This window comes from Enterococcus sp. RIT-PI-f (assembly GCF_001297065.1).
GTDB lineage: Bacteria > Bacillota > Bacilli > Lactobacillales > Enterococcaceae > Enterococcus_D.
Genome location: NZ_LHOX01000018.1, coordinates 100,387 through 123,572 on the forward strand (window position 1 = coordinate 100,387; position 23,186 = coordinate 123,572).

Sequence of the window (23,186 nt, forward strand, 5' to 3'; positions counted from 1 at the left end):
TAGTTAGCTCCTTTAGTCTGTATCTAAAAAAAAAGTTTAACAAAGTGTAGCGACGGTTGCAATACTATCGGAACAAACTTAGAAAGAATATTGCAAATAAACATGGCTTTATCTATGTTCCTATGAACAAGCAGAGTGGCAAGCTGCATCGAATCTAGCTTAAACAGTAAAGCTTAATCGTAACTTAAAAACAAAAAAACCTTTCTCTATACGAGAAAGGTGGCGGTACAATGATCAAACACATCGATGAAGGATTTGGCTACTGTCTGCGATTGTCTTCGTTGTGGATTCTAACGGGAACTTTCACTTGTTTGGCTTCTTGGTCCATCAATAAACGTGCCATAAAGAATGTGCCTGCCAATAAAGCTGCCAATGCAAAAATGGAGAATAGTGAAATAAATGTAGCTAACATATGAATCCCTTCTTTCTGTTTTTTAGTAATGTGGAAGGTAGGAGTCGAACCTACACCTTAAATTATGAACGATCAAACATCACTCAACGGAACACCTTGTTCAACCACTTGATATATGTATCATAGCATGAACCAGCGCTAAATGCTGGGAAAAAGTCTGAGTAATAACAGAAGAATTTGTGAAGAAAGGATGAACGGTGCATTCACATTTTTTTGAGGGAATAGTGGGTATCTTCCGCTTCATCATAAAGTGTGATGACGGCACCTTTTTGTTCAAAAATCAAATGATACCCGAACGAATCCAACAAGACAAGCCGCGTAGGTGTGAGTTCAACGATTGTCGTAGGAATCAATTTTTCTTCTATTAAAAGGGTGTAATCAGCAGTGATATCTACAATCACAGGTTTGTTCATCTTTAAAGTGAACTGCCATTTGCCAATAAAATTTTGTCGAATCTCTTGTTTTTGTTTTTCTTTTTTTAGTAAAATGGAGCTGACAAACCCTGTCGCCAATGATAAGCCAATCAACAATGATTTCTTTTTCACAGATTCACGTCCTATCTCGTGCCGCTTCAGTGATTGACCCGTAAAGAAGGGACAATGAAGTAGCAAAATTGTTGAAACTAGTATACCATGAGTAAGTAAAAAAACATGGTACTTTAGTTTGAACTTTAGAAGTTTTTAGAAAACTATGCTATGATTCAAAAAGAATAGGTGATAAAGTGAATTACCCGAATATCGTCAAAGCTTCTTTTATCGTAAGAGACAATCGGTTTGTTGCTCGTTGCCGTTTGCTTACCGGCGAAGAAGTCATTGTTCATGTCAAAAATACAGGTCGAGGCAAAGAAGTGCTGATCGAAGGGGTACCAGTGGTCTTACAGTATTGGGATAATCCTAAGCGGAAGACCAATTATGATTTGATTGCAGTTAAAAAGGGCATCCAATGGATCAATATCGACAGTCAAATCCCGAATCGCTTGGCGTATGAAGGCATGCTTGATGGGCAAATTCAATTGCCTGGTTTGAATGGCGAGATTGTCCTATTGCGGCGAGAAGTGGTCTATGGTCAATCGAAATTTGACTTTTATCTGGAAACCGATCAAGGTGAAACTGGCTTTGTGGAAGTGAAAGGAATGACGTTGGAAAACAATAGAGTCGGCGCATTTCCAGACGCGCCTACCCTTAGAGGTTTAAAGCATGTCAATGAATTGATCCATGCCAAAAAAGCTGGTTACTATGCTGCGGTCTTATTTTTGATCCAATTTGAAGGGGTAGACGTAGCAACGATCCATCGTAAGATGCAACCAGCATTGGCAGAGGCAATCGCCCAAGCCCAGTTGGCGAACGTCTCAGTTTTTGCATACAATTGTCAAGTGGACGAAGGAAAGATCTCACTTCTCTCCCCAATACCATTTGATTTAGCAGCACCATTTAAAGATCCAAATGATCCAACGATTGAATAAAGAAAGAAGGCATTCTTATGATTCATTTAGGCATTATCGGTACCAATTGGATAACCGATCAATTTGTTGAAGCAGCACACCAAACCAACCGCTATCGGTTACGCGCTGTCTATTCAAGAACTTTGGCCAAGGCGGAAGCCTTTGGCAAAAAATATGGCGAGGTTCTTTATGAAACAGATCTACAGACCTTTTTTGACTTGCCGGAGATCGACACTGTCTATATCGCCTCTCCCAATAGTTTACACTTTGCGCAAGCCAAACAAGCGATTCTTGCAGGCAAACACGTGATCGTCGAAAAGCCTGCGTTTTCAACACCACGAGAAATGGCAGAAATCATCACATTGGCAAATCAGCAACAAGTCCTGTTTTTTGAAGCAGCTCGGAACATCCACGAAAAAAGCTTCCGGACCGTGGCCGATTTCTTACCAACAAAAGGTGCGATCATTGGGGCCAACTTTTCTTATATGAAATATTCATCCCGCTATGATGCTGTTTTGGCAGGGGAAGAACCAAATATTTTTTCTCCTCATTTTTCCGGCGGCGCATTGGCAGACTTGGGCGTCTATACGATTTATGCCACTTTGGCTTGGTTTGGCAAACCGGAAGGGATCCATTACTTTGCCCGCAAGCTGCCAACAGGTGTCGACGGTATCGGGAGTGCGATCTTACGTTACCCGACTTTCGATGTGACGATCCAAACAGGAAAAATCGCTGACGCGCATTTGCGTTCTGAAATCTATTTTGACAATGGGACATTAGACCTAAATGCTGTGAATGCCATCGAAGAAGCGACATTCTATGGCCGTTCAGAAGCGGATACTCAAGAATTAGCGGTTGCGGCGCAAGCGAATCCAATGGTAGAAGAAGCCAATGATTTCGCAGATGTGATCGAAGACAGCACTGATCCGCTGCAAGGGAAACGCTATGAAGAATGGGTTGAGCTGGCACGCAGTGTCAATGAAACGATATACCTCATGCGGAAACAAGCAGACATCGATTTTGATGCAGACCAAGAGTAGGAATGGATAAAAATGACAGAATTTAAATATACAACATGGCCAGATGCCTGGCAGAAACTTTGGCAAGATGCTGGATTCAGCGCGCCTTCACTGATCCAAGATAAAGTTTATGAACCATTAGCACAAGGACAATCACTGATTGGTGTATCGCCAACAGGTTCTGGAAAAACATTGGCTTATCTTTTGCCGCTTTTAGGCAAAGTAAAACCAAAGGAAGGCAATCAACTATTGATTTTGACTTCTTCGCAAGAACTTGCGATGCAAGTGACTGAAGTGGCACGCATATGGGGGCAAGCAATTGGTTTGGCTGTTCAGCCGCTGATTGGAGGAGCCAACACCAAACGCCAAGTGGAGAAGTTGAAAGCAAAGCCTGAAGTATTGGTGGGGACACCTGGCCGCGTCCTAGAATTGATTAAAGCAAAAAAAATCAAAAGCCAACAAATCGACATGCTAGTTCTAGATGAAGTTGATCAATTATTAAAAGAAGGACAGCTTGGTTTAGCGGCCAAAATCAATCAGACTTTAACAAAACAAGCACAACGCTGTTTCTTTTCGGCGACCGCCAATGAAGTGATCAAAGAGATTCAACCTCTAGTTGATGGCACACCATTGCTCGTTGATGTGACGGCCGACGATCAAAGTAAAGGAATGATCCACCATTATTATTTGGTCTATCCGCAACGGAAAATCGTAGACGCTTTAAGACGCCTGGCGCACTTGCCGGATTTTCGCGGCTTGGTCTTTTTTAACGAATTGAGTGCGATGGGGAATGCCGAAGAGAAACTGCTATATCATGGATTACCCGTGGCAACATTGGCCTCTGATCAAAATAAATTAGCCCGTCGTGGTGCACTGGAAAGCTTTAGACAAGGAAAGATCCGCCAGTTGTTGACGACGGATGTTGCTGCCCGCGGCTTAGACATCTATGAGCTGCCGTATGTGATCAATACTGAGGTGCCTTTAGACAAAGAATCGTATCTTCACCGTGCCGGCCGTGTGGGACGGATGGGCAAAGAAGGAACAGTGGTCACGATCCTGCAAGAACATGCCGTCAAAGATTTGAAGAAAATCGTGAAGCAGTTGGATATCTCATTGCAAGAAGTTTATCTTCATGGTGGTGCGTTACACACTGAAGCACCGATCAGCACGCCGGACCCAGTAAGCAAGGTGAAAGTTAAAACTGTGCAGAAAACTTCCGTGAAAACACCTGAAAAGTTACACACTCCCGCAAAAAAAACCAAAAAGAAACAAAAAAACCAAAAAGACAAAGGGAAAAGACGCCATTGAGCGTCTTTTTGTGTTACCATTAAAAGTGGAAAAAATAGTGTGTAATATGAGGAGGCTGTTGAATGAACTCTCGAAAAGAAGAGATATTTCAAACGATTGAACTGCATAAACAAGGATTGACTGCAGTTGATGTAGCGAATATCCTGCAAATCGATCGCAGCAATGCTAGCCGTTATCTCAGTGAATTATTCAAAGAAAATAAAATCGGCAAACGCTCAGGCCGACCTGTGGTCTATGAACCATTAGAAGAAACAGTCCATGTCGATATTTCCTCAGAAGTCAGTTTTGAAAGTTTGGTTGGGGTTCAAGCTTCTTTAAAAGTCAGCATCCAACAAGCGAAAGCAGCCATTTTGTATCCACCTAGAGGGTTGCATACCATCATCTTCGGAGAAACCGGGACCGGGAAGTCGATGTTTGCAGAATGTATGTATCATTTTGCAGTTGAATCAAAGATGCTGAAAAAAGATGCCCCCTTTGTCTCCTTCAACTGTGCGGACTACGCACAAAATCCGCAATTGTTGTTTGGTCATATTTTTGGTATCAAAAAAGGTGCCTATACTGGAGCAGCAGAAGACAGTCCAGGTTTGATGGCTAAAGCAGATGGCGGCATTTTATTCTTAGATGAAATCCATCGTTTACCTCCAGAAGGGCAAGAAATGCTGTTTACCTTTATTGATAAAGGTGTGTATCGTCCGTTAGGAGAAAGCAATCAAGTCTATGAAGCTGCTGTTCAAATCATTGGGGCTACCACGGAATCTTCCACCAATTTTTTGACGACCTTCAATCGACGGATCCCAATGGCGATCACATTGCCCAACGTGGAAAGTCGTTCTTTAGACGAACGTTACGAGATCATCTCTTTATTTATCAAACAAGAAGCGACACGCTTGAATCAACGGATCGATGTCGAACGGGATGCGATTTTGGCATTTATGCTTTATGATGCAGAAGGCAATATCGGTCAAATCAAACGTGATCTGAAACTGGTATGCGCCAAGGCTTTTCTGCATTATCGGACGTATGGCAAAAAGAATTTGCTGATTCGTAAGGAAGATTGCTCTTTGCAAGTGCAAAAAGGCTTATTAAAAATCAAAGAACTCTCCGAGCGCTTGGATCGCTTTCTAGAAGGGAAAGGCGATTTCTTATGTTTTGAGCCAGGTGATCAAGACATCGTCTGGTCCCATGATCCGCAAAGAAATATGCAAGTATATAATGAAATCGAAGAAAAAGTCAGTTCTCTGATCGAAACAGGTGTCGAAAATATTGATTTAGAAAATTTGATTTCCAAGGATGTCGATCTCTACTTTGAAAAATATGTCGAAGAATTGACCCAACATCCAGTGCATAAAGAATTGATTCCTGAAGATATTTGGCGCTTGGCCAATCGTCTATATGATATCGCAGAACAAGAATTGTCCCGTAGCTACAGTGAAAAAGCCCGTTTTGCTTTTGCGTTGCATGTCCAAAGCACATTGGAGCGGGTCAAAGACGGACATATGATCGTGCATCCCGACTTGAATACAGTGCGCAAGAATCTTAAATCAGAGTTTCAAGTCGCTATGGATCTCTCTACGATCATTGAAGAAGAGCAGCACGTAGAGATTCCTTTTGATGAGATTGGGTTTATCAGTATGTTCTTAGCTATTCAAGTCAAGCAAGCTGCAGATTTGCCATTAGAAAAAATTGAGATCATTGTGCTGATGCACGGAACAGCTACTGCCAGCAGTATGCTTGCTGCAGCCCAAGAATTATTGGGGACCAAAAACGGTCGGGCCATGAATATGTCGTTGGATATGTCCGTTGGCCACATGTATGATCATTTACTGACTTACGTAAAAGAACATAAAGAGCAGCTGGATAATGGCTTGCTGTTATTAACAGATATGGGCTCATTGAATTCTTTTGCAAATCTGATCTTTGAAGAAACCGGCATTCGTACCAAAGCAATCTCGATGACCAGCACCATGATCGTCCTTGAAGCTTTACGAATGGCCGACAGCGGACGAAGTCTAGAAGACATTTATCAAAACATCCAGCGTTCTTTTGAAACCATTGTTCAAGAACAATTTAGAACCGTGCACGAGGCAAAAGGGAGCAAGAAAGCTGTGATCGTCACGTGTTTTACCGGCGAGGGCGTCGCAGCCAAGCTGTATCAACGGATTTTCCCGGTGGTTGACCAGGCCCAAGTTGAAATCATCCAGATGCAATTTATCGAAAAAGAAACCTTCAAAAAACACATCGATGGTTTATTAGAGGAATATGAAATCAAAGCAATTGCTGGAACAGTCGAAATCGATTATCAAAATATTCCCTTCTTTTCTGCGTACGATGTTTTTGATGATGATCGGCTGAATGTCTTGAAACGAATCGTTTCCGATGAAGTACCCATCGAAAAAATCGTACGTTCGTTAGAAAATACATTGACGCATGTCGGCTCAGTCTATCATTTGATCGAAAGTTTGCAAAAGATCGTCCATCAGATCCAAAATCAGCTGCATGTAATTGTTGAACCGACTGTTGATGCGGGGTTGGTGATCCACCTAGCCTTTTTGGTAGAAAGCTTACTGAAAAAAGAACCAGGCAGACAATTTAAAGACTTGTCGATATTCCAAAAAAAATACCGTATTGAGAATGATGTGTTACGGACTCATCTTTTGCAGATCGAAAAAAATTACCAAGTCAAAATATCGGAAGATGAAATTGCGTATTTGACACAAATGTTTTTAGAGAATGAAATCAAAAATTATCATGAATCCGCACACAATATTAGTGTGTAATGAGAATTTGATGAGTGTGTAAGAAAGCGAATTGGTTCAGACCTTTGATTTAACAAGGTTTGAACCGATTTTTTTTTGGCACGTTTTTTGCTTAATAGTTAAGTGTAACCACGAATAGAAAGGAGGAACTACACAATGGCTAAAAAAACGATTATGCTTGTTTGTTCAGCAGGAATGAGTACCAGTTTACTCGTAACAAAAATGCAAAAAGCGGCGGAAGCTAAAGGAATGGAAGCAGATATCTTCGCGGTCTCAGCTTCAGAAGCCGATCAGCATTTAGAGTCTAAACCAGTCGATGTGCTGATGCTTGGACCACAAGTTCGATTCATGAAAGCACAATTTGAACAAAAATTGGCACCTAAAGGAATTCCTTTAGACGTCATCAACATGGCAGATTATGGCATGATGAATGGCGAAAAAGTTTTGGCGCAAGCTGAAAGCTTAATGAAATAAACAAATGTATGGAAGTGTAAGGAGGATTTTTTAAGATGGATGAGCAAAATTTGGAAGCCATTATGGGATTGATCATGTATGGAGGGAATGCCAAAAGTGATGCAATGGAAGCAATCGCTGCTGCAAAAGAAGGCAACTTTGAGTTAGCGGATGCGAAAATCAAAGATGCTGAAGCATCATTGGTTGAGGCACACCATTCTCAAACAGGTCTATTGACACAAGAAGCGCAAGGCAATCACATGACTGTCACTTTATTAACAGTGCATTCACAAGACCACTTAATGACATCAATCGCATTTACCGATTTAGCGAAAGAAATCATTGATGTCTATCGACGTCTAAATAACGAATAATCTTTGAACGGATAGAAGTAGTTATTGTCGATGAATCAAAAAATCTTCTTTAACGAATAGGACTTATAGGAGGAAATAAAAAAATGGATGGATTAACAAGTTGGATGGAGAAATACATTCTCCCTGTAGCCGCAAAAATCGGCGCCCAGAAACATTTAGTCGCTTTGCGTGATGCCTTTATTGGCACAATGCCTGCTACGATGGCAGGTTCGATCGCCGTAATGATCAATGCAATTATTCGTGATTTACCACCACAATTTTGGCCAAGTTATGATGCAAGCACTATTCCTGTGATTCGTGAAATTATTAGTATCAATGGCTTTGTTTGGAATGGTACCTTAGCAGTGGCTGGATTGGTTTTTGCTTTTTCATGGGGATACAATTTAGCTAGAGCTTATCGAGTGAATGATTTAGCTGGTGGTATCGTCGGTATGGCAACGTTGATTCAAGGAATTGCTTTTTCTTACAGCACTTCTGTTGCAACGACAGTTCCAGCAGCTTTAATGGATGAAATCAATGCTGGCTCTGCAAGCACTGGTTGGTCTGCAACTGCCGATGCACTTACAGCAGGCGGTTGGGGTTGGTTAAAACTTGATCACTTGAACGGAAATGCTTACTTTACCGTTATGATCATGGGTGCAATCTCAGTCATTATCTTCTGTAAATTGATGTTAGCAGATATTACGATCAAAATGCCTGATTCAGTGCCACCTGCAGTATCTAAAGCATTTGCTGCGATTTTACCGGCAACGATTGCTTTGTATGTGATCGCAATCATCAATTTTGTTGTTGGCAAATTAACAGATGGTCAATTGATCATTGATTTGGTGCAAAAATATATCGCAGAACCATTCTTGGGATTGTCACAAGGTTTGGGTGCTGTATTGATCGTTACGATTTTTGTTCAAATCTTTTGGTTCTTTGGTATTCATGGTCCAAACGTATTGGCACCAGTATTAGAAGGTATTTGGGGTCAAGCACAGTTGATCAATATCGATATCTTCCAAAAAGGATACGAAGGTCAAACTGGTACGAATGCAGTCTTAGCAGCAATTGAAGATGGTAAAGCATACATGTGGGTTCGTGGATCATTTGATGCATTTGCCTGGTTTGGCGGTTCTGGCGGAACCATCGTGCTATTGATCGCAATCTTGATTTTCTCTAAACGTGCTGATTATCTTACTGTAGCGAAACTATCGATCGGACCTGGTGTTTTCAATATCAACGAACCTGTCATGTTTGGGTTGCCAATCGTATTGAACGCAATCATGTTCATTCCATTTATCGTGGCACCACTTGTTGCAACAACAATTGGTTGGTTAGCAACATACTTCGGATTGGTTGCACCAGTGTCACAACAAGTGACTTGGGTCGTACCACCGATGCTGCTATCGTTCCTAGCAACAGGTGCTGACTGGCGCGCACCAGTAGTTACCCTTGTTTGTATGGTGGTGACATTCTTTATCTGGGCACCATTCGTTATCTCAGCAAATAAAATTGATCCAAAATTAGGCGAATAGCCCTTTAACAATTTGAGGAACTGCTATCGCTTCAGGTGAAGTAGGCAGTTCCTTTATTGTTTATAAACAAACAGCAGGAGGAAAAGTTATGATCTCAATCGCAAGCGCAATGCAGCAAGATGCAATCAAAGAGCTTTTAGAAAACTACAACGAAGATGGGTTAAGTTACTCATTCAAAGAAAAACAAGGCATCAAATTAATCTTCACAACGACAGGTGAAGACGCAGAAGCTGCAGCGAAGAAAGCAAAAGAACTGATCAAAGCACAACCATGGGGTTCAGTTTTATATTTTCAAGCAGCAGCAGTTTAAATATACTGTTTTCATGACAACCAATGAAAGATGGGATGGTTCAAGATGTTAAAAAACGGCTTGTTTTTATGTAGTATTGGGTTATTGGTGATTTTGTACAGTATGAATCCCAGTAATTTGCAGTTAGATATTTTCAGTTTCACTACAGGGATCGCCCTGATCGTCGCCGGCAGTGTTTTGTTCATGAAAGGCAAGAAGAAAGCTGAAGAGTCAGACAGGAGGCAATCTGAGTGAAAGTAGAAAAAACATTAACGATTCCCGCTAAAGCTTTTTACGATCAAGTCATCAATTCTGTGATTTTTGATATTAGAAAGGCAACTGGGAAAACAATATCAGCAAAACAATTAGAGGGATTTGAGTATGTAAAAGAATTTTCCTCTTCCAGCCGCGCCAAAATCTCGATTGGTGAAGTCGTGGAAAATCAAGTTTATCAATTCAGAACAGAAACAACAAAAAATGAATTTGTGGTGCGGTATGAAATACAGGAAATCGATGCGAAAACCAGTAAAATCATCTATACTGAAACGATGAAATCATTTGGCATCATGCAACAATTGAATGATATGGTCTTAGGTACGATTTTGGGCTATTTCAAACGAAAACAATTCAAGAAAATGCTTGTCATGATGGAAGAAGCATATTAAAGGGGTCTTAAGACGCCTTTTTTGTGTTAAAAGGAGAGATGTGTGTGTGTGATGTAAAAAAAATGACCACGTTTGGTGATCAAGAAGTATTGGATTTGGTAGCCTACGCATTCCAATGGGAATTGAGTGAAAAAAATATTGACCGTTACCAAAGGCTCGCTGCGCATTCATGGAATTATGGATCATATGACACGGAAGGGAAACTAGCCAGTCAAGTCATGGCCACATTGTTCAATGTAAACTTGCATGGAACAGCCTACCCAATGGCTGGCATCGGATTTGTGGCGTCTTATCCTGAGTATCGTGGACAAGGAAGAATCGACCAAATCATGCAAGAAATCATTAAGGACTGTTATGAACAGAACATTGTTCTTTCCTATTTGGCGCCATTCTCCTTCCCTTTTTACCGCAGATATGGGTATGAATATACCTTTGAACGCAGCGTGTATGATATTCAGTCTTCTGATTGGCCCGATAGTCCTAAAACTGCTGGATCGATCAAACGACTAGCCTGGGAACAGGCCCAACCGATCATTCATCAAATCTATCACCAACAGCTTAAGAATCAAAGAGGGGCCCTTATTCGGGACGCGTGGTGGGAAGATATCAAGTTCACATTGCGCAAAACATTTACCTTTGCAGTCTATTACAATGCCTCAGGAACGCCAGAAGGTTACTTGATTTACTCAATTGAGAAGGGCACCTTTACGATCGATGAATGGGGCTATCTCACTGGTGAGGCATTTCATGGGCTGAACCGTCTGATCGTTTCGCATCGAGATTCAGTTGCGAAGATTCATTATCAAGTAGGAGATGATAGCAGACATTTACAAACGTTTGCCAAAAAGCCTATGCCAGCTATCCTTTCTAGGCCAGATATGATGACAAGGATCATTGATTTAGAGTTGTTTTTACAAACTTATCCCTTCACGAAGAAAGAAGGGAAGATTGCTTTACAGATCGAAAATGATGTCTACGCGCCATGGAACAACGGCATATATGAACTCTCTTTTGCACAGCAAAAACCAGTGGTCAAACGAGTAGAGAAGACAGATCTTCCTTGTTTGACTGCTTCGATTCAGCGCATCGGGCAATTGTTGTTTGGGGTTCAAGAGATCGACACTTGTCAATTTTTCGGTGAAGTGAAGGCGGATTCTGCCGTTACTGCTTTTTTCCAAAACAACCTACCTAAAGGGAAACCAGTTTTGGAAGATTATTTCTGAAGAAAAAAACACCCATGCCTACGTCTGCGCATGGGTGTTTGTGTAACGTTCCCTGCCGGGATCGAACCAGCAACTAATCCTTAGGAGGGACTTGTTATATCCATTTAACTAAGGGAACACAGTAGTTCTATTTTACCTGTAAATATGTATTCCCGCAAGATAAGAATGGGAAGAAAAGGCAGGTTTCTCTCTAAAATGATCGTTGGTATCATGCTGCAATCGTTTTATTTTGTCAGAAAAATCATGCGTGGTACACTTGATTTGTATACGATAAAGCAGGAGGTAATGTGGAATGGTAAAAATTGCGAAATCTTTTTTGTCACAAGTTACAGCTGAAGGGTTCAACGGACCATTTGTCACCATTATGCTTAATACGCATGTCGGACACCAAAATGTTGAAAAGGACCAAATCAAGTTCAAGAATTTTGCCAAAGAAGCAAAACGACGTTTCGAAAAGAAATACCCTGACCACGATTGGGCACCTTTTCAAAAGAAAATTGATGAAATTTTGGCGGATCAATCCTTTTGGCGCAGTAGTACAACCAGTGCAGCTGTGATTTTAACACCAGAAGAAGTGTTGATCCACCGCTTAAGTATTCGTGTCGATGATCAATATTATGTTGGCGAGACACCATACTTGTTGGCAATCATCAAGAATGCCCAATTTAATGATCCATTTTATTTATTGGCATTAAATCGAGATTCAATGAAAGTATATCAAGTTGAGAATAAAGTGGTGTCTGAGGTTGAACTGCCTGAAGAGGCACCCACAACGATCGAAAAAGCGTTAGGTGAAGAAATCACCGGCGGCGGTGATTTTAATTATAGCGCCCAAGGCGGAGCCAATACAGGCGGCGAAGGCGTCGCTTATCATGGTTTTAGTGCCAAAGATGAAGAGTTGGAGATCGACCATGTCAATTATTATCAAGCAGTGGATACTTTCTTCAGGAATGAATTTCCAAATGACGACAATTTGCCGCTTTATCTCTTTGCATTACCAGAAAATCAAACCCTATTCAAAAAGAATGCCAAAACGAGCTATTTCCAACCAACACCAAATCTGGCGACTTCACCAGCGCCAATGTCAGTGAAAGAAGTTCAGGGGTGTGTGGATAAACTCGTAGAAGAATTGACGCAGCATCAAGTATCGGCGTATGAAAAATTGCTGGATCGCAAATTCATTGATCAATTGGTAGATATTATTCCAGCTGCCAAAGAAGGACGTATTGGCCAACTGTTTATTGCTACATCTAATCTAGCAGATGGATTTGGTGAAGATCCTGATACCGAATATGATCGTCGACAAGTGCTGAATACGCTGGCCAAGGATGTAGTGGACAACGGTGGCGAAGTGTCGATTCTAGAACAAGAGGATGCACCAGGCGGAAAAAGCTTAACAGCGATATTACGCTATTAACGAATAAACCAACAGATCAATGAAAGACTCAGCCTATTGACATAATCAAATGGCAAATCAAAGTAGGGATGACGGCCAGATTTCGTGCCGTCATCCTTTTCTTTTAAAAAAATAAATGCGTTTACATTTTTTTGGATTTTCTATTAGTCAAGGCGATTGTTGTGTGCTATAATACAAAGTGTAGTATTTGTTGCGGTAAATTATGGTAGCTTGTTTCATCTTAAACATCTTCCACATTTTCACCTTATACAAGTAATTGCAAAATATGTGTATATACACAAGGAGGATTTTTATTATGGAAACAGGTACAGTGAAATGGTTTAACTCAGACAAAGGCTTCGGATTTATCACAGCAGAAAACGGCAACGATGTATTCGTTCACTTTTCAGCTATCCAAGGCGAAGGCTTCAAAACTTTAGAAGAAGGCCAAGCAGTTACTTTCGATATCGAAGACGGACAACGCGGACCTCAAGCAACTAACGTAAACAAAGCTTAATTTAAATTGTCGATTTAGAGCAGCCTAGCTGCTCTTTTTTTATACATATTTTTATTTGTTGAATCGTTTTTGACTTGTTATACTATTGAAAAGGGGGACTTTATATGGGCTTGAATGAATTTATTTTAGGGTTGGCCAATTTGGAGAAAATCCAACGCGCACCTGGTTTTTTCAAATTTACTGAACATAGTGTGGCAGCCCACTCATTTCGCGTTACGATGATTGCGCAAACGTTGGCAGATATCGAAGAACGAGCTGGCAATACAGTCAACTGGCAGATCCTCTATGAAAAAGCACTGAATCACGATTATACCGAACGTTTCATCGGAGATATCAAAACACCGGTGAAATACGCCAACAAAGAGCTGCGGGCGATGTTATCAACTGTAGAAGAAAAGATGACGGATGTGTTTATCGAAGAAGAGATCCCGCGAGATCTTCAAGCAATCTATCGTCGTCGATTGGCAGACGGCAAAGATGATAGCTTAGAGGGGCAATTGCTGGCGATCGCGGATAAAATCGACCTGTTGTACGAATCATTTGAAGAAATCACCAAGAGCAATCCGGATAAAGTATATAAAGAAATGTTTCGTGAAGCAGTCTTAACGGTCAAAAGTTTCCGTCATCGTCCATCGGTTTCATACTTTTTTGAAGCTGTCTTTCCTGAACTGCTAAATGCCGATTTTTATGGGAAAAAGGCCTTTTTAGATGAAATTGCCACATTGATCGAAAAATAAAAACGTTTATCAACCTGACTGCAGCAGCAATGGTTGACAAACGTTTTTTGATTATAGCAAAGATTCAGCGCCATCGATATAGACTTCGGTTCCTGAAATATTCCCGGCAGCTTCAGATGACAAGAACAAGACGAGGTTGGCTACTTGTTCTGGGACGCCTGTTTCTTGTTTCAGTGGGCGAGCACCTTCTGGATAATCAACCGGTATTTCGATATCAGCAACTGCTGGTTCAACATCCGTGCGATCATCGATATTGGTCGAAATGGCGCCAGGACAGATAACGTTGACTCTGATATTGTAGCGCGAAAGTTCAAGAGCAGCCATTTTCGCAAAAGCCACTTGTCCTGCTTTAGAAGTACTATAAGCAGAAGCACCAAAATTGCTGAAGACGCGGTTGCCATTGACTGAACTCGTGATCACGATACTGCCGCCATTGGCTTTCATTAGCGGAACAGCGGCTTTGACGGACAAGAACGTGCTGCGCAGATTGGTGTTGATCGTTTGATCCCATTCATCGATCGTCAGCGCTTCGATGGGGGTGAAGGTTCCGTTGATCCCTGCATTGACGTGTAATATATCTAAGCCGCCCATTGCATCAGCCAGTTTGGTGATGGCTGATAGCAATCCTTGACTGTCCGTGACATCCACTGTTTCAGCATACACCTGCGCACCGAAAGATTCTTTGATTTGGCTAAGTTCGTCCGCATGCAAATCGATCAACCCCACCTGCGCACCTTGTTGAATAAACTGCTCTGCCGTCGCTTTGCCGATTCCTGAAGCAGCACCAGTCACGATGACCCGTTTGTGCTTAAAGCCTTCCATATGAACGCCTCCTTTTCTTTAAGTATAAGAAACTCCGCTTATTTTGTCGAAAATAAGGCATCCATCAGGCAGTGGCTGTTGCTGCTTATTCTTGCATCGAAGGAAACTTTTCCTTGAGGCAGGATTGACTGCAAAACTAATGTATCGCCTACTCTTTTTGTAGTATAATGCAAACAGTGTGCAAGGAGGTTATACCATGAAACCCATATATGCTGTGGTGGATCTTGAAACCACGGGGACGGATGCAGCTGTCGATCGTATCATTCAGTTTGGCTGTGTATTGGTTCAAGATGGCAAAGTGATCAATCGTTTTGCGACCGATATCAATCCTGACCGCCGCATTTCACGACAAATTCAAAATTTGACACACATCACAAATCAACAAGTGAAGCAAGCACCTTATTTTGAAGATGTTGCTGATATTATTTTTAATTTACTCAGCAATACGATTTTTGTCGCCCACAATATTTATTTTGATTATCAATTCTTAAGTAATGAGCTGGTCCGTTGCGGTTTACCAGCATTAACGATTCCGGGTATCGACACCGTGGAGTTGGCGCAAGTCTTTTTACCGACTGAAAGTAGTTTTCGTCTAGGAGATTTAGCTGATAGTATTGGCTTTGTACATGAAAATCCACATCAAGCAGATAGCGACGCAGAAGTGACTGCCGCCTTATTGATGTACATTGAAGCCATCATGAAAGAATTGCCACGGACAACGTTGAAACAAATCGCTTTGTTAAGTGGCCAAATGGGGATGCAGACAAGTGCATTTATCCATGCAGTCTTGAAAGAAACAGCCACGACATTGCCTGATGGACTAGAAGAAGTGGATGGAATCGTTCTCCGTAAAAAAGAGAGCAAGATGTTTGCCTACAACCATTACCATAAGCCCTATCCGGAAGTGAAAGCCGAAAAGATGGCACAGTTTGGGCCGCATTTGGCTTATCGCAAGCAGCAAGCGCGATTGATGAATGCTGTGTACAATCATTATAGTCAAGCAGAGAAAAATTTGATTCTAGAAGCAGAAACAGGCATGGGGAAAACGATTGGCTATTTATTTCCAGCAGCTTATTTCGCTACGCCCGATAATCCAATGATCGTCAGTACTTCATCGATTCTTTTACAAAATCAAATCATGGATAAAGATGTCCCCTTAGTGAATCAGGTGTTGGATCAACCTATCCAAGCAACGGTCATCAAGAGTCATCGCCATTATATTGACTTGCAACGGTTTAAGGCCACTTTAGACCAGCCTGTCGATCAAAAACAGTATGCGCAGTACCAAATGGGGATTTTGGTTTGGTTAACGAAAACAATTTCTGGCGATTTTGATGAACTGAATTTGGTTCGGCTAGACCATCCTATATTCACTGAGATTCGCCATCGCGGCCTTGAATTTCTGTCAGATAAGCAAGCATTTTATCGCCATGATTTTTTGCGGCATGTGTACCAACAAGCAGCCCAAAGCAATGTGTTGATCGTCAATCATGCGTTCTTATTGCAAGAAACTAGACGTCGGGAACCATTGCTGCCAGCAAGCGATTATCTACTCATCGATGAGGCCCAGCAATTGCCTAGCCAAGCTGAAGGATTGTCACAGTACAGTTTTGACTCGGCCTACTTTAAGCGGCAATACTTGCAATTCAATGAGGAAGGTTTGTTTGATCAAGCAGCAAATGTCCTAGACCAAGAACAGCAGATCCTCCCTTTATTCAATCTGTATCGCGATGCACTTGCTGTGTTGATCGATACGCAAGAAGATTTTTTTGGCAGCCTCGATCTAGCGTCTGACGTAAATCAAGTACTGCAACGGACTGATTTGTTCAGGAATGATGTTGACCAAGATCGAACGTACCGTAAGCTTATCCTTTATTATCAAGAAATCACTGAGATGCAACAGCGATTACAGCATGATTTTACGGAACTGCATGTACGCATCACTGCCCAGCAACGCTTACTGATTGCGCGGTTACTCGACTATTTTGAGCAGTTCCAGCGCCAAGCGTATACGGTCACGACGTGGCTGGATAGCTGGCATCCACGATATGTCCATTGGTTGAAGCTGCATCCAAATCAACGAACAGCCACGATCGAATTGGCCGATCTAGAAGGAAAACAGGTGTCGGAAAGTATCTGGTATCAACGCTACAGTCATATTATTTTCCTAGGAGGGACATTACGGATCCCTGGCAACAAAACTTATTATGCTCAGCAAATTGGGATACCAGAAACACCTGTCAAAACGATCCCGGCTTTTTATGATTATGAAAAACAAGCCCGGCTTTATGTGGTCAAACAAGGGATCTCGATCCAACAGGCCTCTACGGATGAATATGCCGATTTTCTTGCGGAGGCCTTAACACCGCTCCTCTTTGAGCAAAAACAGCCAACGCTGGTTTTGTTTACTGCCCATGACACGTTGAAAGCCGTTTATGACCGACTGCACAAGAAAGCCTTGAATCAAGGCAGAGAATTGATCGCACAAGGAACCGGCGGCAGCCGCGAAAAAATCTTGAAGAAGTTTTTGTTGGCAGAAAATGGCCTTTTGTTTGGTACCAATAGTTTCTGGGAAGGGGTCGATCTTCCTGGACAATCACTTAAAATTGCCGTGGTTACCCGTTTGCCATTTGAAAATCCGCAAAATCCGCTGGTCAAAGCGCGCCATCAATATTTGACAGCGCAAGGCATCGATACGTTTAAAGAAGATGCCTTACCAAAAGCTATATTGCGTTTAAGACAAGCATTAGGTCGCTTGATTCGCTCAGAAAAAGACGCGGGTGTCATGGTCGTCTTAGATCGCCGTTTGCTGTCTACGAAATATGGCAAACGAATGGTCAAAGGACTACCCAAAAAACTGCCGTTGATCGAAGCAACACCAAGTGAAATGACCGAAGATATTCGTCATTTTTTTGAACAAGAGAACCAAAGTCTGCTATAATAAAGCATATTTAAAAGGAGAAAATAGTATGCAAACAAAAGACAAAGAACAGCGTCGGGTCGTCATCTTGTTGATCGCGATCACCACGTTGCTTGTGCTGATCATTTTTTCTTCGATTTTTTATCTTCGTGCATCAAGACCCATGCGGCAAGCACGAAGCGAAGCAATCGATATTGCCGAAGAATATACGGACTTAGCAGAAGTGGATCAATTCTATTGGTTTACCAGAGAATCAACCTCTTTTAGCCTTGTGGGTAAAGACAACAATGAAAAAGAAATCGTTGTGATCATCCCAAAAAGCGGTGATAAAGTCACGGTTTATAATCAAGAGGATGGATTGACAGAGGCCCAAGCCAAGCAGACCATCCAAGAGGCACATCCAGATCAAACGATACAAAAAGCCACCCTCGGTCTTTATGAAGATACGCCGGCGTGGGAAATCATGACAAAAGATAGTGATGGCGGGTTGAGTTATTTTCTGATTGCATTTAAAGACGGGGAAGAAATCAACACGATCACGAATATGTAAGAGACAATTCTTGTAAAAGGGCACGCAGAAAGGATGATCGAAATGGTACTGTCAAAAAGAGCTGAAAAATTAGAACCGTCTGTCACATTAGCGGCTTCTGCAAAAGCAAAAGCGCTAAAAGACCAAGGGATCGATGTATTAAGTTTAACTGTTGGGGAGCCTGACTTCTTTACCCCAAAAAATATCCGGGCAGCTGCCATTGCCGCTATCGAAGCGGGTAAAGTCAGCTTTTATACACCGACAGCTGGCATTCCTGAACTAAGAAAAGCCATTACGAACTACATCGAAACATTTTATGGATTGTCCTATGATACAAACCAAGTCATCGTGACTGATGGCGCGAAGTTTGCGCTATACACACTTTTTCAAGCATTGCTTGATGAAGCAGACGAAGTCATCATTCCGGTGCCGTATTGGGTAAGCTATGCGGAGCAGATCCGTTTAGCCGAAGGCACGCCTATATTTGTAGAAGCGACGCAACAGGCTGGATTCAAAGTAACGGTTTCTCAATTAGAGGCGGCGCGGACAAACAAAACCAAAGCCATTATCTTGAATTCACCAGCCAATCCAACCGGTGCCATTTATACCGAAGAAGAATTATTGGCCATTGGGGAGTGGGCTGTTACACATGATATCTGGATCATTTCCGATGATATCTATGGTCGATTGGTGTATAACGGCCACAAATTTACGCCAATCGCGGCTTTATCAGAAGCCATCCGCAAACAAACGATCATTATCAATGGCGTGTCAAAAACCTATGCGATGACAGGCTGGCGCATTGGGTTCGCTGTAGGGGATCAAAAGATCATCGGTGCCATGATCGATATTGCTTCACAGGCAACAAGCAATCCGCCAGCGGTCAGTCAATATGCAGCCGTGGAAGCATTGACTGGCAATCAAGACTCTATCGAGGTCATGCGTCAAGCTTTTGAGCAGCGCTTGAATGACTTGTATCCATTGATTGCCGCGATCCCTGGTTTTACATTGACGAAGCCGCAAGGGGCGTTTTACCTTTTTCCAAATGTCAAAGAAGCAATCACCATGTGCGGCTACGAAACGATTGATGCATTCGTAGAAGGCTTGTTGGTGGAAGCCCATGTCGCAGTGGTTACTGGTGCTGGCTTTGGTGCACCAGACTATCTAAGGATCAGTTATGCGGCCGATTGGGACACATTAGCAGAAGCTGCCAAACGGATCCATGATTTTGTTGAAAACAAGCGTCAAAACGTATAAAATGCTTTATGGTGCTTTAAATAATAGTTAGGAGAGAATCAAGTGAAATCTATTCAAATTCTAGATGCAAAACATCACGTGGGCGAAACAGTGCAAATTGGTGCTTGGATCGCCAACAAGCGTTCCAGCGGCAAAATTGCCTTTTTGCAATTACGTGATGGCACAGCTTATTTCCAAGGGATCGTTGTCAAAAGCGAAGTTGGAGAAGACGTTTTTCAATTGGCAAAAAATCTTAGCCAAGAAACAGCAGTATTGATCACGGGAGAAATCCGTGAAGACAGCCGTTCTAAATTCGGCTATGAAATCGGCATTTCAGGAATTGAAGTGGTTGGCGAAAGTCATGATTACCCAATCACACCAAAAGAACATGGTACCGACTTTTTGATGGATCACCGTCATTTATGGCTGCGTTCCTCCAAACAGCACGCCATTATGCAGATTCGAAATGAAATCATCCGGGCAACATATGAATTCTTTAATCAAAACGGCTTTATCAAAATTGATCCACCAATTTTGACCGGTTCTGCACCAGAAGGCACCACTGATTTATTCGAAACCAATTATTTTGACCAAAAAGCTTATCTGTCACAATCTGGTCAATTATACATGGAAGCTGCGGCCATGGCTTTTGGCAAAGTCTTCTCATTTGGTCCCACATTTAGAGCAGAAAAATCGAAGACGCGTCGTCATTTGATTGAGTTTTGGATGATTGAACCTGAAATGGCCTTTATGCACCAAGAAGAAAGCTTAGAAGTTCAAGAACAGTATGTGGCATTTCTTGTACAAAGTGTTTTAGACAATTGCGATTACGCTTTAGATGTTTTAGGACGCGACCGGGAAGTCTTGCAAAAATATACCAAATTGCCTTTCCCACGCATCTCTTATGATGATGCAGTGGAGATGCTGCAAAAGAATGGCTTTGAAGATATTCAGTGGGGAGATGACTTTGGTTCACCGCATGAAACGTTTATTGCCAATTCCTTTGATCAGCCAGTCTTTATTTTGAACTATCCTAAAGCAATCAAACCATTTTATATGAAACCACATCCAACACGAGAAGACGTCGTGATTTGCGCGGATATGATCGCACCTGAAGGGTATGGCGAGATCATTGGCGGCTCAGAACGGGCTATCGATCATGATTATCTCCTAGAACAGATCCAAGCCCATGGATTAGATGAGAATGAGTATTCATGGTATTTAGATTTGCGTAAATATGGCTCAGTGCCGCATACTGGCTTTGGGTTAGGATTAGAACGGACAGTGACTTGGTTATCAGGTATCGAACATGTACGGGAATCAATTCCGTTTCCACGTTTGTTGAACCGGATTTATCCATAGATTGGTTTTTGTCCTACAATTTTTATGCTTCATTTCTACATTTAGTTGAGCCTATCCATAATGATCAAACATTATGGTAGGCTTTTTTGTCTTTTAAAGTGACAATCTGGCGCATAGGGCTATTTGGAAAATAATTGATAGTTGAAAAAATCAACTTTAAGTATAATTTCGCGCTTAAAAATCAATCAATGATAGTATATGAATAAATCGTGTTGTAATTATTAAATCTTGTTGTGAAAAAAATATTAAATTGGGATAGAATTTGATATTAAGTTCTCTTTTATATATATTTAAATAAGTTGATTGAAGAAGCAACACTTTAGAGAAATGATAGTTTTTTTCTTTACTGTGTAAATAGGAGAGTATTACAATGAGTTATTTTAAGAAGTATCAATTTTTTATACAAATAATGACAATTTTATTAGCTGCATTCCTTTTAATTTTTCCTCAAGTGTATCTAAAAGGTTTTGTTATTGGATCAGATGCGATGTTTCATTTCAATCGCTTTTATGATGCAAGCGAACAAATAAAACATGGCAATTTCCAATATTTTATTACAATGTACGGCTTTCAACAATCAGGTAGGATTGTAAATGCGATGTACGGACCTATTTTTGCCTATTTTCAAGGTGTTTTGGTATTAATATCTAATTCATGGTTCCATTATCAAATCATATCTAATTTTTTGATTTATTTACTATCCGGATTATCCATGTTTGCTCTTTTAAAAAAAATCCATATATCTGGTTGGTTGTCCGTTGGTACAGGCATATTTTTCATGACAACCTATCCAATTCAATATTGGATTGATCAACAAGGACTTTCGGCTTGGCCATCAGCGATTTTACCGTTGTGTCTGATCCCCCTTGTTAAACTTGTTGATAAGCAAAAATTAGATGTTCTAGGTACATCTATTTCTATTGGTATCATGTTTCAAATACATGTTCTGTCTACGCTATTTTTAGTACTTATATACTTTTGCTTTTTTACTTATATTTTTGTTCAGTCACAATATAAAAAGAGACTCATGAAACAATTATGCATTTCGATTGTGTTGTTTATGATTATTACAATGAACGTATGGTTGAATATGCTTGATATTTATCGATTTAATCAACTTGTGCCACCATTCTTTAATAACCATATGGAAAATAATACGATTACTGCGAATAGTGCATATTGGATCAGATATCCGAAGTTCTTACCCATCTTATTTGCCGTCTGTTTTAGTAGTGTATTAGACAAACGTCATCGAGTTTCACCTTTTCTGAAAGTAAGTGTGGCGATTATAGTCGTATTCACTGTGTTGGCTACAAATTTTTTCCCATGGAAAACACTATCTAGTTTGGAAGTTCCATTCTTAGGTCTTTTACAATTTCCTTTTAGATTTATTGTTTTTGGTATTGTCCTTTTGCTTATAAGCATAGCGATGATTGTATCTGCTAGGCCTGAAATTAGATTAGCTAAACCAATCTATTTGTTCTTGTTGTTGGGCTTATCTCTGCTGCAAGTAACATACGAAAATACAAGCAAAATGATTGATTGGCATCTGAGTGATACCGCGGTCAACAGAAGAGTTCATTCCTATGTTTTTGTTGATGATGAACGTAAAATGAAAGATCAGCTATTTTCAAGTGACAAAGAAAAAATTCTAGAGAGTTTTCAAAAGTCTGCCCCCGATTATTTACCACTGTATAGAATTGATCAGTCAAGTAAATACGGTGCCTATGGAGATGATGTGATAAAAAATAATCATCACTTTGATAAGAAAGTTGAGCATAAAGCGCTCCTTGTTACTTGGAAAGGAGATCAAGTAGAAAAAGTAAAAGTCCCAGTAATCAAATATGAGAGAACCCAGTTAGTATTAAATGGTCAAAAACTAGAAAAAGATGACTATAGTTTATCGACAATAGGTGTTGTCAGTCTCAATCAAAAAATAGGTCAAAATGAACTGACCGTGACGTACAAAGCCCCATGGTTTTTTATGATCACACTTCTGTTGCCTGCTTTATTCTGGATAGCAATCATTTGCTACTATCTGAAAAAAATGATTCGATCAATATTAAATTGAGGAAAGTATCTGAATGATAAGATAGAGGCTAGCGTGTTACGCCGTGGCAATTTTTGCCATAGTTGTGGATGCTAGTCTCTTTTTTGCAGTAAGACTTTATGACGGTTTCGTTACAAATATTTTCTTTTCTTCTTTT

Annotated in this window: 22 protein-coding genes and 1 tRNA gene; 19 read left to right on the forward strand and 4 right to left on the reverse strand. The window is 41.0% G+C overall.

From position 1 onward, the window contains the following. Window positions 1-259: 259 nt before the first annotated feature. Together AEQ18_RS15775 and AEQ18_RS11670 are read right to left on the reverse strand one after the other, a co-directional pair. A complete protein-coding gene (locus AEQ18_RS15775; RefSeq protein WP_162838228.1) occupies window positions 260-412 on the reverse strand; it encodes a hypothetical protein in 153 nt (50 codons plus the stop codon). Between the two features lie 203 nt (window positions 413-615). Further along, entirely contained in the window at window positions 616-957 is a 342-nt protein-coding gene (locus AEQ18_RS11670) for a DUF4828 domain-containing protein (protein WP_054116515.1), read from the reverse strand. Between the two features lie 176 nt (window positions 958-1,133). On the opposite strand from AEQ18_RS11670, the gene sfsA reads away from it, so the two are divergent. From sfsA to AEQ18_RS11725, 11 genes are all read left to right on the forward strand, one after another. Beyond that, window positions 1,134-1,874 (forward strand): DNA/RNA nuclease SfsA, encoded by a 741-nt coding sequence (gene sfsA / locus AEQ18_RS11675; RefSeq protein ID WP_054116516.1) that lies wholly within the window; start codon window positions 1,134-1,136, stop codon window positions 1,872-1,874. 17 nt (window positions 1,875-1,891) lie between these two features. After that, entirely contained in the window at window positions 1,892-2,893 is a 1,002-nt protein-coding gene (locus tag AEQ18_RS11680; protein WP_054116517.1) for a Gfo/Idh/MocA family protein, read from the forward strand. 12 nt (window positions 2,894-2,905) lie between these two features. Then, window positions 2,906-4,180, forward strand: coding sequence for a DEAD/DEAH box helicase (locus AEQ18_RS11685; RefSeq protein WP_054116518.1), 1,275 nt, complete (start codon window positions 2,906-2,908; stop codon window positions 4,178-4,180). A 62-nt stretch (window positions 4,181-4,242) separates the two neighbouring features. Continuing rightward, on the forward strand, window positions 4,243-6,957 hold the full coding sequence (locus tag AEQ18_RS11690; RefSeq protein ID WP_054116519.1) for a sigma 54-interacting transcriptional regulator: 2,715 nt from the start codon (window positions 4,243-4,245) through the stop codon (window positions 6,955-6,957). Between the two features lie 135 nt (window positions 6,958-7,092). Beyond that, a complete protein-coding gene (locus tag AEQ18_RS11695) occupies window positions 7,093-7,410 on the forward strand; it encodes a PTS sugar transporter subunit IIB (RefSeq protein ID WP_054116520.1) in 318 nt (105 codons plus the stop codon). Between the two features lie 35 nt (window positions 7,411-7,445). Beyond that, on the forward strand, window positions 7,446-7,763 hold the full coding sequence (locus AEQ18_RS11700; RefSeq protein ID WP_054116521.1) for a PTS lactose/cellobiose transporter subunit IIA: 318 nt from the start codon (window positions 7,446-7,448) through the stop codon (window positions 7,761-7,763). 104 nt (window positions 7,764-7,867) lie between these two features. After that, window positions 7,868-9,283, forward strand: coding sequence for a PTS sugar transporter subunit IIC (locus tag AEQ18_RS11705; protein ID WP_442855707.1), 1,416 nt, complete (start codon window positions 7,868-7,870; stop codon window positions 9,281-9,283). Between the two features lie 88 nt (window positions 9,284-9,371). After that, the gene (locus tag AEQ18_RS11710) at window positions 9,372-9,593 is read left to right on the forward strand and encodes a hypothetical protein (protein ID WP_054116523.1); all 222 of its coding nucleotides are present in this window, start codon (window positions 9,372-9,374) and stop codon (window positions 9,591-9,593) included. A gap of 45 nt (window positions 9,594-9,638) precedes the next feature. Then, entirely contained in the window at window positions 9,639-9,827 is a 189-nt protein-coding gene (locus AEQ18_RS11715; protein ID WP_054116524.1) for a DUF3188 domain-containing protein, read from the forward strand. Then, the gene (locus AEQ18_RS11720) at window positions 9,824-10,237 is read left to right on the forward strand and encodes a DUF3284 domain-containing protein (protein ID WP_054116525.1); all 414 of its coding nucleotides are present in this window, start codon (window positions 9,824-9,826) and stop codon (window positions 10,235-10,237) included. Before AEQ18_RS11715 ends, AEQ18_RS11720 begins: the two co-directional genes overlap by 4 nt. A gap of 38 nt (window positions 10,238-10,275) precedes the next feature. Next, window positions 10,276-11,460: a GNAT family N-acetyltransferase gene (locus AEQ18_RS11725; protein ID WP_235505543.1), complete on the forward strand. Its 1,185-nt coding sequence runs from the start codon at window positions 10,276-10,278 to the stop codon at window positions 11,458-11,460. Between the two features lie 46 nt (window positions 11,461-11,506). Here AEQ18_RS11725 and AEQ18_RS11730 read toward each other — a convergent pair. Beyond that, window positions 11,507-11,578: transfer RNA gene (locus AEQ18_RS11730), tRNA-Arg, on the reverse strand. A gap of 174 nt (window positions 11,579-11,752) precedes the next feature. Between AEQ18_RS11730 and AEQ18_RS11735 the strand changes: the two genes are divergently transcribed. The 3 genes from AEQ18_RS11735 to AEQ18_RS11745 all read left to right on the forward strand — a co-directional run bounded on the left by AEQ18_RS11735 (window position 11,753) and on the right by AEQ18_RS11745 (window position 14,110). Next, window positions 11,753-12,877 carry a baeRF6 domain-containing protein gene (locus AEQ18_RS11735; RefSeq protein WP_054116527.1) on the forward strand — a complete coding sequence of 375 codons (1,125 nt, stop codon included), beginning with the start codon at window positions 11,753-11,755 and terminating at the stop codon, window positions 12,875-12,877. Window positions 12,878-13,172: 295 nt separating this feature from the next. Beyond that, on the forward strand, window positions 13,173-13,373 hold the full coding sequence (locus AEQ18_RS11740; RefSeq protein ID WP_003126918.1) for a cold-shock protein: 201 nt from the start codon (window positions 13,173-13,175) through the stop codon (window positions 13,371-13,373). 104 nt (window positions 13,374-13,477) lie between these two features. Next, on the forward strand, window positions 13,478-14,110 hold the full coding sequence (locus AEQ18_RS11745) for a YfbR-like 5'-deoxynucleotidase (RefSeq protein ID WP_054116528.1): 633 nt from the start codon (window positions 13,478-13,480) through the stop codon (window positions 14,108-14,110). A 51-nt stretch (window positions 14,111-14,161) separates the two neighbouring features. On the opposite strand, the gene AEQ18_RS11750 is transcribed toward AEQ18_RS11745, so the two are convergent. After that, entirely contained in the window at window positions 14,162-14,932 is a 771-nt protein-coding gene (locus tag AEQ18_RS11750) for an SDR family oxidoreductase (RefSeq protein WP_054116529.1), read from the reverse strand. A gap of 196 nt (window positions 14,933-15,128) precedes the next feature. On the opposite strand from AEQ18_RS11750, the gene AEQ18_RS11755 reads away from it, so the two are divergent. The 5 genes from AEQ18_RS11755 to AEQ18_RS11775 all read left to right on the forward strand — a co-directional run bounded on the left by AEQ18_RS11755 (window position 15,129) and on the right by AEQ18_RS11775 (window position 23,050). Beyond that, the gene (locus tag AEQ18_RS11755) at window positions 15,129-17,873 is read left to right on the forward strand and encodes a helicase C-terminal domain-containing protein (protein WP_054116530.1); all 2,745 of its coding nucleotides are present in this window, start codon (window positions 15,129-15,131) and stop codon (window positions 17,871-17,873) included. A gap of 28 nt (window positions 17,874-17,901) precedes the next feature. Then, window positions 17,902-18,402, forward strand: coding sequence for a cell wall elongation regulator TseB-like domain-containing protein (locus AEQ18_RS11760; protein WP_054116531.1), 501 nt, complete (start codon window positions 17,902-17,904; stop codon window positions 18,400-18,402). A gap of 42 nt (window positions 18,403-18,444) precedes the next feature. Then, complete coding sequence (locus AEQ18_RS11765) at window positions 18,445-19,638, forward strand: pyridoxal phosphate-dependent aminotransferase (RefSeq protein WP_054116532.1); 1,194 nt, start codon at window positions 18,445-18,447, stop codon at window positions 19,636-19,638. Between the two features lie 42 nt (window positions 19,639-19,680). Beyond that, complete coding sequence (gene asnS / locus AEQ18_RS11770) at window positions 19,681-20,979, forward strand: asparagine--tRNA ligase (RefSeq protein WP_054116533.1); 1,299 nt, start codon at window positions 19,681-19,683, stop codon at window positions 20,977-20,979. 370 nt (window positions 20,980-21,349) lie between these two features. After that, window positions 21,350-23,050 (forward strand): hypothetical protein, encoded by a 1,701-nt coding sequence (locus tag AEQ18_RS11775; protein ID WP_054116534.1) that lies wholly within the window; start codon window positions 21,350-21,352, stop codon window positions 23,048-23,050. The last annotated feature ends 136 nt before the right edge of the window (window positions 23,051-23,186 follow it).

Coding starts and splice junctions, on each gene's coding strand:
- AEQ18_RS11715 (WP_054116524.1), top strand. CDS start 9,639: ATGTTAAAAAACGGCTTGTTTTTATGTAGTATTGGGTTATTGGTGATT.
- AEQ18_RS11680 (WP_054116517.1), top strand. CDS start 1,892: ATGATTCATTTAGGCATTATCGGTACCAATTGGATAACCGATCAATTT.
- AEQ18_RS11690 (WP_054116519.1), top strand. CDS start 4,243: ATGAACTCTCGAAAAGAAGAGATATTTCAAACGATTGAACTGCATAAA.
- AEQ18_RS11750 (WP_054116529.1), bottom strand. CDS start 14,932: ATGGAAGGCTTTAAGCACAAACGGGTCATCGTGACTGGTGCTGCTTCA.
- AEQ18_RS11745 (WP_054116528.1), top strand. CDS start 13,478: ATGGGCTTGAATGAATTTATTTTAGGGTTGGCCAATTTGGAGAAAATC.
- AEQ18_RS11705 (WP_442855707.1), top strand. CDS start 7,868: ATGGAGAAATACATTCTCCCTGTAGCCGCAAAAATCGGCGCCCAGAAA.
- AEQ18_RS11695 (WP_054116520.1), top strand. CDS start 7,093: ATGGCTAAAAAAACGATTATGCTTGTTTGTTCAGCAGGAATGAGTACC.
- AEQ18_RS11725 (WP_235505543.1), top strand. CDS start 10,276: ATGTGTGTGTGTGATGTAAAAAAAATGACCACGTTTGGTGATCAAGAA.
- AEQ18_RS11760 (WP_054116531.1), top strand. CDS start 17,902: ATGCAAACAAAAGACAAAGAACAGCGTCGGGTCGTCATCTTGTTGATC.
- AEQ18_RS15775 (WP_162838228.1), bottom strand. CDS start 412: ATGTTAGCTACATTTATTTCACTATTCTCCATTTTTGCATTGGCAGCT.
- AEQ18_RS11775 (WP_054116534.1), top strand. CDS start 21,350: ATGAGTTATTTTAAGAAGTATCAATTTTTTATACAAATAATGACAATT.
- AEQ18_RS11740 (WP_003126918.1), top strand. CDS start 13,173: ATGGAAACAGGTACAGTGAAATGGTTTAACTCAGACAAAGGCTTCGGA.
- AEQ18_RS11685 (WP_054116518.1), top strand. CDS start 2,906: ATGACAGAATTTAAATATACAACATGGCCAGATGCCTGGCAGAAACTT.
- AEQ18_RS11700 (WP_054116521.1), top strand. CDS start 7,446: ATGGATGAGCAAAATTTGGAAGCCATTATGGGATTGATCATGTATGGA.
- AEQ18_RS11765 (WP_054116532.1), top strand. CDS start 18,445: ATGGTACTGTCAAAAAGAGCTGAAAAATTAGAACCGTCTGTCACATTA.
- AEQ18_RS11755 (WP_054116530.1), top strand. CDS start 15,129: ATGAAACCCATATATGCTGTGGTGGATCTTGAAACCACGGGGACGGAT.
- AEQ18_RS11710 (WP_054116523.1), top strand. CDS start 9,372: ATGATCTCAATCGCAAGCGCAATGCAGCAAGATGCAATCAAAGAGCTT.
- AEQ18_RS11735 (WP_054116527.1), top strand. CDS start 11,753: ATGGTAAAAATTGCGAAATCTTTTTTGTCACAAGTTACAGCTGAAGGG.